This is a genomic window from Rhizobium arsenicireducens (genome assembly GCF_964021225.1).
Map to the genome: position 1 here is coordinate 3,831,794 of NZ_CAXHYK020000001.1, position 12,615 is coordinate 3,844,408.

Below are 12,615 nucleotides of genomic sequence, written 5' to 3' on the forward strand. Positions count from 1 at the left end.
GGGCAGGAGTTTCCTCCTGCCCTCTCCTGTATCAAGCATGTCTTGCCAACCGTGGCTCAAAGATTGTCGAGCTTGCTCTGCAGCGTGCGCAACTGTTCCTTGAGTTCATCGATGTCCTTTGCCTCGGCCTTCTTAGGCTCCTTCGGTGAGTCGGCGCCAAGGAACGGTGAGAACATTTGCATGGCCTGGTGGAACATCTCTGTATTGCGTTTCACCTGCTCTTCCATCAGTTGGATGGGTGCCTGCAAATTCTTGGTCAGCGGCGTCTCGCCAAAGGCCTTGGTCATCTGCTCGCGCATTTGAACCTGCTGTTCGGTGAAGGCTTTCATCGAGTGCTCGAGAAAGCTCGGCACGACCATTTGCATCTGGTCGCCGTAGTAGCTGATCAACTGGCGCAGAAAGGAGATCGGCAGCAGCGTGTTGCCAGTCTTCGACTCCTGCTCGAAAATGATCTGGGTCAGAACCGAATGGGTGATGTCGTCGCCGGACTTTGCGTCCTGGACGGTGAACTCCTCCCCCTTCTTGACCATCTTGGCCAGGTCTTCCAGCGTCACATAGGTGCTGGTGCCCGTATTGTAGAGGCGTCGATTGGCATATTTCTTTATGACGATCTCGCCGTTGGCTTTGGCCATGTTCGTCTCCTAACCCCGTTGTTTTTGCGGATTTTTGCTCTTCCTAGATCAAGTGTAAGCGCAAATCGAGCATGGTGACAATCTCTTTGTGCGATGCGGCACTCGCATTTGACGAACCTCAAGTCGATGCAACCAAAGAACGAAATCGGTAACGTTCTTCCTGTTTGACTCCTGCCCAAAGCTTTGCCAGTTTCTTTCGCAACGACATAAATATTCGAGGAGGCGTCCATGAGCAGTTCATCCATCGTTATTGCCAGTGCCGCGCGCACACCCGTCGGTTCTTTCAACGGTGCCTTCGCCAGTGTCGCGGCCCACGAACTGGGCGCCACGGTCATCAAGGCGGTGCTGGAGCGTGCGGGTGTTGACGCCAAGGAAATCGATGAGGTCATTCTCGGGCAGGTGCTCTCGGCCGGTCAGGGACAGAACCCTGCCCGTCAGGCGGCGATGAAGGCCGGCATACCGCAGGAAGCCACCGCCTGGGGCATGAACCAGCTGTGTGGCTCGGGCCTTCGCGCCGTGGCGCTGGGCATGCAGCAGATTTCCTCCGGCGATGCGACGATCATCATCGCCGGCGGTCAGGAATCCATGTCGATGGCGCCGCATTGCGCGCATCTCAGGGCCGGAACCAAGATGGGCGACCTGAAGATGGTCGACACCATGATCAAGGACGGCCTGACCGATGCCTTCTACGGCTACCACATGGGTACGACTGCGGAGAATGTCGCCCGCCAGTTCCAGCTGGCGCGCGACGAGCAGGATGCCTTCGCCGTCGCTTCGCAGAACAAGGCTGAAGCCGCCCAATTGGCCGGACGCTTCAACGACGAGATCGTTCCTTTCGTCGTTGCCGGCCGCAAGGGCGATTTAACCGTCGATGCGGACGAATACATCCGTGCCGGCGCCACCCTCGACAGCATGACCAAGTTGCGCCCGGCCTTCGACAAGGAAGGCACGGTCACTGCCGGCAATGCCTCCGGCCTCAATGACGGCGCGGCTGCAGCACTACTGATGAGCGAGGCCGAAGCGTCGCGCCGCGGAATCACCCCGCTTGTTCGCATCGCCTCGTGGGCGACCGCCGGCGTCGATCCGCAGATCATGGGGACCGGGCCGATCCCCGCCTCCCGCAAGGCTTTGCAGAAGGCCGGATGGAAGATTTCCGATCTCGACCTGGTCGAGGCCAACGAAGCCTTCGCCGCCCAGGCCTGCGCGGTCAACAAGGATCTCGGCTGGGATACGTCAATCGTCAACGTCAATGGTGGCGCGATCGCTATCGGCCATCCGATCGGCGCCTCCGGTGCTCGCATTCTCAACACGCTTGTCTTTGAAATGAAGCGGCGCGGTGCGAAGAAGGGCCTTGCCACGCTTTGCATCGGCGGCGGCATGGGTATCGCCATGTGCCTGGAGGCACTCTGAACTGGAATATGCGGTCCGGAGGAGGGTGACGGCCTTGGCCGTGACGACCGAGGCCGATCTGCTTGTCATAAACCTGTCCTAACAACGGCTCCGTCAGAAGAGTCGGTGGACGCTGAAACTATATACTGAGGGGAGATCAGCACATGAGCAGAGTTGCATTGGTGACGGGTGGAACCCGGGGTATCGGGGCGGCGATTTCGATCGCGCTCATGGCCGCCGGTTACAAGGTTGCGGCGAACTATGCCGGCAATGACGAAAAAGCGAAGGCCTTCGAGGCTGAAACGGGAATTCGGACGTTCAAATGGGACGTCTCGAATTATCAGTCCTGCGTCGAGGGTATCGCCAAAGTCGAGGCGGAACTTGGCCCAGTCGAGATTCTGGTCAACAACGCCGGCATCACACGCGACGCCATGTTCCACAAGATGACGCCGGAGCAATGGAACGAGGTTATCAACACGAACCTCACCGGTGTGTTCAACATGACCCATCCGGTCTGGTCCGGCATGCGCGACCGCAATTTTGGCCGCGTCATCACTATCTCGTCGATCAACGGTCAGAAGGGGCAGATGGGCCAGGCCAACTATTCGGCGGCCAAGGCCGGCGATCTCGGGATCACCAAGGCGCTCGCCCAGGAGGGCGCAGCCAAGGGGATCACGGTGAACGCGATCTGCCCGGGCTATATCGGCACGGAAATGGTGCGCGCCATCCCGGAAAAGGTGCTGAACGAGCGGATCATTCCGCAGATCCCGGTCGGGCGTCTCGGCGAGCCGGAGGAGATCGCGCGAATCGTCGTCTTCCTCGCATCCGACGATGCAGGCTTCATCACCGGATCGACGATCTCGGCCAATGGCGGCCAGTTCTTCGTCTGAGGCGCCACTTCCGTCATGCTGCAACGGCCCCGCCAAAAGGGGCCGCCTTCCCATGGAGGTCTTGGTGCTGCCGTCCCACCCAAGTTTGCAGGATCTCGCCGTGGCGCTGATGGAGGCCTGGTCGTCTGGCACCTCGACGAAGTGGACGGCGGAGTACCCCGCGAATGGCCAATGCAGCGTGACGTCTCTTGTCGTGCAGGATTTGTTCGGCGGGGAGATTCTCAAGACACAGGTGCCGGGCGGCACGCATTTCTACAATCGTATCGGCGGTGAGCGCGTCGACCTGACAATCAGTCAGTTCGCTCAATCCATTGCCTTTGACGACACTCTCTCCAGCCGAGCCGAAGCCTTGGCGGACACAAGCCTCGAACAGTATTTCTTGTTGCGCCGAAGGCTGGGAGCCGATCGTTAACGCGGGAGCTGCCGTCGAGGTGGAAGAATCCTAATATCCACCATTTTCTATGGTTAACACTTTGTTATTCCACAAGATAGTGCGGTGAACAAAGCGAGAAAACCGGCGCGTCACCTATTCGTCGCTGATTCGTTCCGGCTTTGATCGAAGTGTTAACGAGGCCCGGTGAAAAGCAGCAAAGAGCCGCCGGTGGGGGAACCGGCGGCTTTCTGTCGAGGCGTTGTCCGCGACTTAACGGCAGCGCGCTTCGTAGGTGCGGCCGTAGCGGTCGCGATAGACACAGTAACCAGCACGCTCCTGGGACTGGCCGATAAGGGCCCCTGCGGCACCGCCGACCACAGCGCCAACGGCTGCACCGCCGACGGAATTGGTGGCAACGCCACCGATAACCGCACCGGTTGCCGCGCCGACGCCCGCTCCGCGTTCAGTGGCCGTGCAGGAGGCGAGAGGCGCGATCAGCGCAAGGGCGATAAGGGTTTTCTTCATCATCATCGGATTCCTTTTGGTTGGATATGGCTCAGATCCGGCCCATGAGCAGCAGGATGACAAGGATAAGCACTACAAGGCCCAAGCCGCCGGACGGTCCATAACCCCAGTTGCGGCTGTAGCCCCAGTTAGGCAGGGCGCCGATCAGCAGCAGGATGACGATAACGATTAGAATTGTGCTCAACATGGCCCTCTCCGTCTTGGAATGCGAAACTTGGTATTCGTGTGGCTTCAACGTCGCCCAAAAGGAATTGTTCCCGCCGGGCCACAGTTAGGGTGAGGCACCGGCGTGATCGGCTGGACCTTGGTGTCGGGGGATGCGGTAAGCCAATGCTCCCCCGGTGGGCCATGTGGGGGGCGAAGGCGGACCAAGGCCGGAGCCATGACCGTCCATGGAGCATCATGTCCAGGCCAGGCTTGTTCCATGTTCCATGTTCCATGCGGCATGCGGGGGCGGAGGGTCACATAAATACCTCAGCCGCGACAACGCACTGCCCCACCGCAGATTCTAGCACCGAGAGGTTGCCGGGTAGTCTTGAACAATACGACAAGCGATTGATCCGATTCAGCATTTTGTGTTGCATCCCGGGATGCCCGACGAGATCTAGGGGTGAACAAATCCTGAATCACGCCGAGTCAGCGATTCGTCGCTGATTCGTTCGCAGCCTGTTCCATCTGTCGACGACAGGTATTCCCAACTCGTATTTAGGGCCTTTCCTGCCGCAGGGAAGCGGGAATCTGATTCTCCCATAGCAGGTGTCTTGCCTTTGCCGCCAATCGTCGCCATGTGTGGGGCAAGCTCGCCGGCCGCCGCAATGCGGGGCCTATGATCCCCTGCAGCGCGGAGCCATCCTTGAATTCGCAACCTATGATCTTGAGCGGCCGCGGCGTCACTGCTGTGCTGGGGCCGACCAATACCGGAAAGACCCATTTCGCGATCGACCGCATGGTTGCGCATGGTTCGGGTATTATCGGCCTTCCCCTGCGCCTCTTGGCGCGCGAGGTCTATGGCCGGTTGGTCGAGCGGGTCGGTGCGTCGCAGGTGGCCCTTGTCACCGGTGAAGAGAAGATCGCGCCGACGGGTGCGCGCTTTTCCGTTTGCACGGTCGAGGCCATGCCGCGCGATACGAAGGCGTCCTTCGTGGCAATCGACGAGATCCAGCTAGCCGGCGACCTCGAGCGCGGCCATATCTTCACCGACCGCCTGCTTCACCTGCGCGGCCGCGACGAGACGCTGCTACTCGGCTCGGCATCGATGAAGCCGATCCTCCTGCAACTTCTACCCGGTATCACCATCGTCGAGCGGCCGCGGCTTTCACAGCTCTTTTATGCGGGGCAGAAGAAGATCACCCGATTGCCGCAGCGGACTGCGATCGTCGCTTTCTCCGCCGACGAGGTCTATGCGATTGCCGAACTGATCCGCCGCCAGCGCGGTGGGGCCGCCGTCGTGCTCGGAGCGTTGAGCCCCCGTACCCGCAATGCCCAGGTCGCCCTCTATCAGGAAGGCGACGTGGAATACCTTGTCGCGACTGACGCCATCGGCATGGGGCTAAATCTCGATGTCGATCACGTCGCTTTTGCCCAGGACCGGAAGTTCGACGGCTACCAGTTTCGCAACCTCAACCCCGGTGAGCTCGGCCAGATTGCCGGGCGCGCAGGCCGTCATCTGAAAGACGGAACCTTCGGTGTGACCGGCCGGGTCGATCCGCTCGATGCGGAAATGGTCGAACGTCTGGAATGCCATCAATTCGATAGCGTGAAGGTGCTGCAGTGGCGCACCGCCCGGTTCGATTTTTCATCGGTCCCGGCTTTGCTGCGTAGCCTCGAGGCGGTGCCTCGGGTGGACGGATTGACGAAAGCCCTGCCTGCCATCGACCAGCAAGCATTGGAATTCCTGGCGCGCTATCCGGAGGTGAGAGACCTTGCCGATACGCCGGCTCGTGTCGAGAAGTTGTGGGAAGCCTGCGCGCTGCCAGACTATCGACGCATCACGCCGGCACAGCATGCGGATCTGATCCAGAGCCTGTTCTTCGACCTCGTGCGTCATGGCGCGGTCAACGAGGACTTTATGGCCGAACAGGTGCGCCGGGCGGACCGAACCGATGGCGAGATCGATACATTGTCCGCAAGGATTGCCCAGATCCGCACATGGACGTATGTATCGAACCGACCGGGTTGGCTTGCCGATCCGACACACTGGCAAGAAAAGACGCGGGAAATCGAAGACCGATTGTCAGATGCGCTACATGAACGGTTGACGAAACGCTTTGTTGATCGCAGGACATCTGTGCTCATGAAGCGCTTGAGAGAGAATGCGATGTTGGAAGCTGAAATCAGTGTAAACGGCGATGTCTTCGTGGAAGGACATCACATGGGGCAACTCGCCGGTTTCCGGTTCACGCCGCTATCTGGCATGGAAGGATCTGACGCGAAGGCCGTCGAGGCTGCCGCACACAGGGCGCTGGGGCTCGAATTCGAAGCCCGGGCCGCACGTCTGCATGCTGCCGGCAACAGCGATCTGGCGATCAGCGCGGATGGCCTGGTGCGTTGGATCGGCGACCCCGTCGCACGGCTCACCGGCTCGGACCACATGCTGCATCCGCGCGTCATCCTGCTGGCCGACGAGCAGTTGACCGGCAATGCCCGGGATCATGTCGTCGCGCGCATTGAACGCTTCGTCAATCATCATATCTCGACGATCCTCAAGCCGCTCGACGATCTCTCCCGCGCCGAGGACCTGCAAGGCCTTGCCAAGGGGCTCGCCTATCAGCTGGTCGAGAACCTTGGCGTGCTGTTCCGGCGCGACGTCTCGGACGACGTCAAGTCGCTCGACCAGGATGCGCGCGCGTCGATGCGTCGCTACGGCGTGCGGTTCGGCGCCTATCACATTTTCATGCCAGCGCTGCTCAAGCCGGCGCCGGCGGAGCTGATTACGCTGTTGTGGGCGCTGAAGAACGACGGCCTGGACAAGCCCGGCTATGGAGACCTCATTCCGGTGCTTGCCGCCGGCCGCACCTCGGTTGCCACGGATCCCGGCTTCGAGCGCATGTTCTACAAGCTGGCGGGCTTCCGCTTCCTTGGAAAGCGCGCCGTGCGCATCGACATTCTCGAGCGTCTTGCGGACCTCATTCGCCCGCTTCTTCAGTGGAAGCCGGGCTCGACGCAGCGTCCGGAAGGGGCCTATGACGGGCGCCGCTTCACGACGACGACGGCGATGCTCTCCATTCTCGGCGCTACGCCTGACGACATGGAAGAGATACTGAAGGGGCTGGGCTATCGGGCAGACAGCGTGACTGCCGAGGAGGCTGAAGCCTTCCTGGCTTCGCAATCCGTGCCGGCTGAGGCCGCAGAGGAGAAGCCGGCGTTGGTGGTTGCCGCGAATGATGTCGCAGTGGTTGCCGCAGATGAAGAGACGGCGGAGGTCCCAGAGGTGTCTGAAGCGCGTATCGATGCCGCGCCCGCCTCCGAGGTTTCGGTCTCTGAGGACAGTGTCGCTGAAGAAGCCCCTTTAGCATCGCAGGCTGTTGTCGAAGAGGCGAATGCTCCAACCGACGCCATAGTCGTCGTTCCGACTGGCGAGGCGGTGACATCTGGCGAACCGGCTGCAGAAGAGGGGGGCGTCGCCGAGCCGAAGCCAGTGCTGCTGTGGCGTCCGGGTGGCCGTGCCGACAATCAGCGTGGCGCGCGTCCGGCCGGCGATCGTCAGCGTAGCGGCAATCGCGGACCCAACCGTACGTCGGCCGAAGCTCAAGGCGAAGGCCAACGAGATGAGCGGCGCCGAGACGGTGATGGCGGCAAGGGCCGTGACAAGGACGGCAGTCGTGGCGGTTTCAACCACAAGGGCGATCGATCGGAGCGCAAGGACCGGCACAATCGGCCTGACCGTGACGCAAAGCCGCAACCCGCTCGCTTCGAGGCGAAGCCGCCGCGCAAGGAGAAGCCGCTCGATCCGGATTCGCCCTTCGCCAAACTCGCCGCTCTCAAGGAGCAGATGAAGAAATAAGATGGACGACAAACGGCCACAAAACGGTTCGCGCCAGCGCATCGACAAGTGGTTGTTTTTCGCCCGTATTTCGAAGTCTCGCACGCTTGCTCAGGAGCGCGTATCGGGTGGCCATGTCCGGGTCAATGGTCGGATCGTGCGTCAACCCAGCCATTTGATACTCCCGGGAGACCGCCTCGAGGTTGCGCTGCAGAAGCGCGACATCGTGCTTGTCGTCGTCGCAGCGGGTGACCGCCGCGGACCCTACGAGGAGGCTCGCCTGCTCTACGAGGACTTGACGCCGTCGATGATTGAAGAGGATCGGCTGGGGGCTCTCGAACAGGCTGCCCGGCTGCCCGGCTCCGGACGCCCCACCAAGAAGGAACGACGGGCCATCGATCGGCTGCAACCAGGTGAGCCCTGGTCGGAGGATTAGAAAACGGTGCGCGCCTGCGGCCATTTTCCGAATTGTTTATCCTTGCTATAGCCCCGATAAACCAGTAGCTGACTTCCTGTTCAGCCTAACCTCGCTCGGTCCAGAAAATGCCTGGCCAGCCGCATTGATGGAATGTCAGACGAGACAGGCTTGAACGCCGTCTGCGCCTAAGAGATCCTGGAGTACCGCATGACTTATATAGTCACTGATAATTGCATCCGCTGCAAATATACTGATTGCGTCGAGGTTTGTCCGGTTGACTGTTTCTACGAGGGTGAGAACTTTCTTGTCATCCATCCGGACGAGTGCATCGATTGCGGCGTTTGCGAGCCGGAATGCCCGGCCGAGGCGATCAAGCCGGACACGGAGCCGGGTCTGGACAAGTGGCTACAGATAAATACGGAATATGCCAAGATTTGGCCCAACATCACTGTCAAGCGGGATCCGTTGCCTGAGTCAAAGGAGATGGACGGCGTGGCTGGCAAGTACGAGAAGTATTTTTCGCCGAAGCCCGGGACAGGGGATTGATTGGCCCGCCAGCCGTGGCGGCGAAGAAGTTCGGACTGGGCAGGACGGAGCCGCAGAAAGCACGCCCCGTTGGGGCGTGATCTGTCGCATTGTGGCAGTGCGGCAGTAAAATATTGATTTACTCATATTTTTGTGGTAACAAGCTAGAACTGTTCCACTTCGCGGCATTGGTGTGCCCTGAACCATCACGAAAGCAACTCCATCGTCCAATGCGGTTACCGTGACACTAGCGACCTCGACGGTCGCGTTGCTGTTGCGACGATGGAGATGTTTGCGTGGGGGCTGGATCAGGATGGAGTGACCCGACGGTTTCCCCCGTCTCATCCGGGCCTGACCGACCCGGCACCGGCTTGATGCCGGGAGCATAACAGGGAGTTTTTGAAACGAATGACGACCCAGCAGAAAAAATCTTCGACGCGCCAAGGCTTCAAGACCGGCGAATCGATCGTCTACCCGGCACATGGTGTCGGTATCATCACCGCCATCGAAGAGCAAGAAGTCGCCGGCATGAAGCTTGAGCTTTTCGTGATCGATTTCGAGAAGGACAAGATGCGGCTCAAGGTTCCGGTTGGCAAAGCCGTAAGCATTGGCATGCGCAAGCTTTCGGAAACCGATTTCGTCGAGCGTGCCCTGAAGGTCGTTCAAGGCAAGGCACGCGTCAAGCGGACCATGTGGTCGCGCCGTGCCCAGGAATATGATGCGAAGATCAATTCCGGCGACCTTATCTCGATCGCCGAAGTGGTCCGTGATCTCTTTCGCGCCGAGAACCAGCCTGAGCAGTCCTATTCGGAGCGCCAGCTTTATGAAGCGGCCCTCGACCGTATGGCGCGCGAAATCGCTGCCGTCAACAAGATGTCCGATACCGAGGCCGTCCGCCTCGTTGAGGTCAATCTCGCCAAGGGACCAAAGCGTGGCAAGGCTGTTGAAGACGATGATGCGCAGGAAGAGGCTGCGTAAGTCGCTTCTCGACGCCTTGAGCCGTTAACAAAAAAACCTCCGGTCGATGACCGGAGGTTTTTTAATCTGGTAGGCGGCAATGAACGAGCCGTTCAGGCCCGGTCGCGGATGTTGTAATACAAGAGTGTCGCCATACCCCAGGCGAACATGCCGGCCAGAAACACCAGAAACGCATAGAGAAGTCGGTTCGGGTACTGGGCCATCTGTGACAGCGTGGGCTGAATGAAGACCGCTAGGTAACGCTGTTTTCCGGTCGCATCCATGCGCGCCTTTTCCAGTGATGCGAGGGCTGCAGCATAGGTGCGCTCGCCGAATTCGCGTTCCAGTTCGAGCTTCTCATAAAGCTGCAGGCGACCGGACACGTCGGAATCGGTAAGGTCCTGGGTTGTCCGTGCCGTCTTCGTTCCAACCGTGCCGCTGCCGAGCCGTTGCTTTTCTGCCTGGATGCGCAATTCCAAGGCCGCAATCTGTGTCTTGATCACGCGAATGCGGGGCGTATCCTCCGCCATCTGCGAGCGGGCGACTTCCAGATCCGCGTTCAGCTTGGCAAGTTCCTGCTCCATGCCGGCGACGAGCTGAACTGCCAGCTTGGCCCCCTCGACAGGATCGACGTCCTGCGAAACGTCGCGGAATTCGCGCAACGCCATGCGGGCGTCCGTCAGGCGTTTTTCGGCAATGGCGATTTCCTGCCTGGCGAGCTTTAGGGATTCATTATGCGCTGTAGTCGACAGGTCGTTGATCAGTGCTTCGCAGCGGGCGAGGATGAACCGGGCAATTTCCTGGGCCTGCAGGGGGTCGAAAGCCCTCACCTGAAGCTGAAGAATGCCGGACGCATTGTCAAAATTCACCGTAATCATGCGCTGCCAGTAACTTAACTTGTCCTCAATTGGCAGCGCAGCGGCCATTCCGAAGAAAAAGTCTGCGCCACGAGGCGCATAAACCGCATCGAGATCGAACCGGAAATCGACATCTTCCAGCATGCGCTCACTGAGCAGATAGTCCATCAAGATGTAGGAGTCGGCAACCGTACTGGTTGCCGACGTCTGGGTGAACATTCCCATGATGTCGGATGCGCCGACCGACGATGCGATGCTACGCACCGCAAAGGAGGAGGAACTATGGTATTGGTCTTGCGCCACAAAGGCGAGATAGAGCGATGCCAGCGTGCTGGGAATGGCCACCAGAACAACGAAGGCAGCGATAATAACAAGGTGCCGGATCTTGAGAAGCGGAGAGATTCTCTTCGAACGAACTTCGCGGGCTTTCTTTTTGCCTTCATCAAGCAGGCCTTCCAGAATCCGCACATTCGGATGCGGCTTCGGCTTGGCGACCGCTTCATCCAGCTGGGGCGGCACTATCCGGGGGCCTGCCGTGTTGTCGGGGTTTGCCATGTCGTCAGCTAGCCTTCATGTTCTTATCGTGGACGCTGATCGCATCCTCTACATTATCGAAATAGGTCAGTTTGCCTTTTTCCATCACGATACCGCAATCGCAGTACTCTCGGATCGTTGCCGTACTGTGAGATACCATGATCACATCGGAATCCGCGAGACGTGTCCTGAATACATCATGGCACTTCTTTTTAAAGTTCGCATCACCGACCGCAGTGATTTCGTCGACGAGATAGTAATCGAAGTTGACACCCATGCTCAAGCCGAATGCCAGACGTGCCTTCATGCCCGAGGAATAAGTGCCAACCGGGGCGCGGAAAAAGGCTCCGAGTTCGGCAAAATCGGCCACATAGTCGATCAGTTCTTCTGAATCCACGCCATAGATGCGCGCAACGAATCGGACATTCTGTTCTCCGGTCAGGTTTCCCTGAAAACTGCCTTGGAAGCCGAGCGGCCAGGAGATGCGACCTTCGCGAACGATGCGTCCGCCGTCCAGTTTGATCGTTCCTGCAAAGAGACGAAGCAGGGTCGATTTTCCCGCGCCGTTGCGTCCCAGGAGGCCAATGCTGCGACCGCGCTTCAGGACGAGCGAAACGCCGTCGAGGATCGGCTTCTTGGTGCCGCGGGCATAAACGAATTTGGAGGCCTGTTCTAACCGGATCATTCGTTGCGCAGTGTCCTGGTGGATAAGGTAAAGAGGGTCAGGCCGCCTATCAAGCAGACAAAGATCCAGCCCATGAGATAATTGAGATCGAGTGTAGTCGCACGGTACTCGGCGTAGAAACCTTTGCGAAACAGCACCACGATGTGGACAATCGGGTTGTAGGCGATAATCTCGCGGAAGGGGTGGGGCAGGGCGTCGGGCAAGAAGAAAATGCCGGACAGCAGAAACGAGGGCTTCATGGCGATCTGATAGATCTTCTCGTAAAGGGGAGACCGCAGAAACAGAACGGTATTGCTGAGGCTGACGCCGAAAGCGAGCAAAGTCGCGGCCAGCACAGCTGCCAGAATGGCTACCCAATCGATCATGATCGGCATGCGTAATGTGCTGATCGTAACGCCGAGCACGATGAATGCCACCATGCTCATGGTTCCAAGCTGCAGCAGCAGCCTCGCCACCAGGGTGTCGATCGGGGCGACATTGGGATAACTCAGCAATGCCTTGTTCCCCTTGAGGGCGTCATTCAGGTAGTTGGTCGTCCCCTGATAGAAATGGAATCCGATGTAGCCGGTGGCAAAAAAAAGGGTGAAGCTTGTGCCAAGCGGCGGCAGGTGGGCGATCGCCTGAAAAATTATCGTCAGCATAAGCACGTGTGCCACGGGGTCCAACAGAGCCCAGATGTAGCCGCCGGGCTTGTTGCCGAACCGGGTGGACATTTCGCGAATGAGCAGGGCCGAGACGATGCGCATGTGCGTTACGAAATACATTTAATCCAGCCTGTGCTCGCCAGCGCCCTATTCTCCGCGGGGCGCCCGTGGACGTCTGTTCTGTTAGCATGAACATTTTTTTAT

At 59.2% G+C, this 12,615-nt stretch carries 13 protein-coding genes; 7 read left to right on the forward strand and 6 right to left on the reverse strand.

Annotation, left to right across the window (positions count from 1 at the left end):
* Positions 1-56 precede the first annotated feature (56 nt).
* Positions 57-632 (reverse strand): polyhydroxyalkanoate synthesis repressor PhaR, encoded by a 576-nt coding sequence (phaR, locus tag ACWPVA_RS18770; RefSeq protein WP_454289115.1) that lies wholly within the window; start codon positions 630-632, stop codon positions 57-59.
* A 228-nt stretch (positions 633-860) separates the two neighbouring features.
* Between phaR and ACWPVA_RS18775 the strand changes: the two genes are divergently transcribed.
* From ACWPVA_RS18775 to ACWPVA_RS18785, 3 genes are all read left to right on the forward strand, one after another.
* Positions 861-2,042, forward strand: a complete 1,182-nt coding sequence (locus ACWPVA_RS18775; protein ID WP_454289116.1) for an acetyl-CoA C-acetyltransferase — start codon at positions 861-863, stop codon at positions 2,040-2,042.
* A gap of 143 nt (positions 2,043-2,185) precedes the next feature.
* Positions 2,186-2,911, forward strand: coding sequence for an acetoacetyl-CoA reductase (gene phbB / locus ACWPVA_RS18780; protein WP_454289117.1), 726 nt, complete (start codon positions 2,186-2,188; stop codon positions 2,909-2,911).
* Between the two features lie 52 nt (positions 2,912-2,963).
* The gene (locus ACWPVA_RS18785; protein ID WP_454289118.1) at positions 2,964-3,323 is read left to right on the forward strand and encodes a YunG family protein; all 360 of its coding nucleotides are present in this window, start codon (positions 2,964-2,966) and stop codon (positions 3,321-3,323) included.
* Between the two features lie 231 nt (positions 3,324-3,554).
* On the opposite strand, the gene ACWPVA_RS18790 is transcribed toward ACWPVA_RS18785, so the two are convergent.
* Both ACWPVA_RS18790 and ACWPVA_RS18795 read right to left on the reverse strand, forming a co-directional pair.
* Positions 3,555-3,812: a glycine zipper domain-containing protein gene (locus ACWPVA_RS18790; protein WP_454289119.1), complete on the reverse strand. Its 258-nt coding sequence runs from the start codon at positions 3,810-3,812 to the stop codon at positions 3,555-3,557.
* A gap of 28 nt (positions 3,813-3,840) precedes the next feature.
* Positions 3,841-3,996, reverse strand: coding sequence for a DUF3309 family protein (locus tag ACWPVA_RS18795; protein ID WP_115670414.1), 156 nt, complete (start codon positions 3,994-3,996; stop codon positions 3,841-3,843).
* A 681-nt stretch (positions 3,997-4,677) separates the two neighbouring features.
* Between ACWPVA_RS18795 and ACWPVA_RS18800 the strand changes: the two genes are divergently transcribed.
* From ACWPVA_RS18800 to ACWPVA_RS18815, 4 genes are all read left to right on the forward strand, one after another.
* Entirely contained in the window at positions 4,678-7,812 is a 3,135-nt protein-coding gene (locus tag ACWPVA_RS18800; RefSeq protein ID WP_454289644.1) for a helicase-related protein, read from the forward strand.
* Position 7,813: 1 nt separating this feature from the next.
* Positions 7,814-8,227, forward strand: a complete 414-nt coding sequence (locus ACWPVA_RS18805) for an RNA-binding S4 domain-containing protein (RefSeq protein WP_454289120.1) — start codon at positions 7,814-7,816, stop codon at positions 8,225-8,227.
* Positions 8,228-8,416: 189 nt separating this feature from the next.
* Entirely contained in the window at positions 8,417-8,755 is a 339-nt protein-coding gene (gene fdxA, locus ACWPVA_RS18810; RefSeq protein ID WP_454289121.1) for a ferredoxin FdxA, read from the forward strand.
* Between the two features lie 387 nt (positions 8,756-9,142).
* Positions 9,143-9,712, forward strand: coding sequence for a CarD family transcriptional regulator (locus ACWPVA_RS18815; protein WP_454289122.1), 570 nt, complete (start codon positions 9,143-9,145; stop codon positions 9,710-9,712).
* A gap of 92 nt (positions 9,713-9,804) precedes the next feature.
* On the opposite strand, the gene ACWPVA_RS18820 is transcribed toward ACWPVA_RS18815, so the two are convergent.
* From ACWPVA_RS18820 to ACWPVA_RS18830, 3 genes are read right to left on the reverse strand one after another with little or no spacing between them, the layout of a single operon-like run.
* The gene (locus tag ACWPVA_RS18820) at positions 9,805-11,103 is read right to left on the reverse strand and encodes an RkpR, polysaccharide export protein (RefSeq protein WP_454289123.1); all 1,299 of its coding nucleotides are present in this window, start codon (positions 11,101-11,103) and stop codon (positions 9,805-9,807) included.
* 4 nt (positions 11,104-11,107) lie between these two features.
* A complete protein-coding gene (locus ACWPVA_RS18825) occupies positions 11,108-11,767 on the reverse strand; it encodes an ABC transporter ATP-binding protein (RefSeq protein WP_454289124.1) in 660 nt (219 codons plus the stop codon).
* Positions 11,764-12,531: an ABC transporter permease gene (locus tag ACWPVA_RS18830; protein WP_454289125.1), complete on the reverse strand. Its 768-nt coding sequence runs from the start codon at positions 12,529-12,531 to the stop codon at positions 11,764-11,766. Before ACWPVA_RS18830 ends, ACWPVA_RS18825 begins: the two co-directional genes overlap by 4 nt.
* Positions 12,532-12,615 lie beyond the last annotated feature (84 nt).

Coding starts and splice junctions, on each gene's coding strand:
- phaR (WP_454289115.1), bottom strand. CDS start 632: ATGGCCAAAGCCAACGGCGAGATCGTCATAAAGAAATATGCCAATCGA.
- ACWPVA_RS18775 (WP_454289116.1), top strand. CDS start 861: ATGAGCAGTTCATCCATCGTTATTGCCAGTGCCGCGCGCACACCCGTC.
- phbB (WP_454289117.1), top strand. CDS start 2,186: ATGAGCAGAGTTGCATTGGTGACGGGTGGAACCCGGGGTATCGGGGCG.
- ACWPVA_RS18785 (WP_454289118.1), top strand. CDS start 2,964: ATGGAGGTCTTGGTGCTGCCGTCCCACCCAAGTTTGCAGGATCTCGCC.
- ACWPVA_RS18790 (WP_454289119.1), bottom strand. CDS start 3,812: ATGATGAAGAAAACCCTTATCGCCCTTGCGCTGATCGCGCCTCTCGCC.
- ACWPVA_RS18795 (WP_115670414.1), bottom strand. CDS start 3,996: ATGTTGAGCACAATTCTAATCGTTATCGTCATCCTGCTGCTGATCGGC.
- ACWPVA_RS18800 (WP_454289644.1), top strand. CDS start 4,678: ATGATCTTGAGCGGCCGCGGCGTCACTGCTGTGCTGGGGCCGACCAAT.
- ACWPVA_RS18805 (WP_454289120.1), top strand. CDS start 7,814: ATGGACGACAAACGGCCACAAAACGGTTCGCGCCAGCGCATCGACAAG.
- fdxA (WP_454289121.1), top strand. CDS start 8,417: ATGACTTATATAGTCACTGATAATTGCATCCGCTGCAAATATACTGAT.
- ACWPVA_RS18815 (WP_454289122.1), top strand. CDS start 9,143: ATGACGACCCAGCAGAAAAAATCTTCGACGCGCCAAGGCTTCAAGACC.
- ACWPVA_RS18820 (WP_454289123.1), bottom strand. CDS start 11,103: ATGGCAAACCCCGACAACACGGCAGGCCCCCGGATAGTGCCGCCCCAG.
- ACWPVA_RS18825 (WP_454289124.1), bottom strand. CDS start 11,767: ATGATCCGGTTAGAACAGGCCTCCAAATTCGTTTATGCCCGCGGCACC.
- ACWPVA_RS18830 (WP_454289125.1), bottom strand. CDS start 12,531: ATGTATTTCGTAACGCACATGCGCATCGTCTCGGCCCTGCTCATTCGC.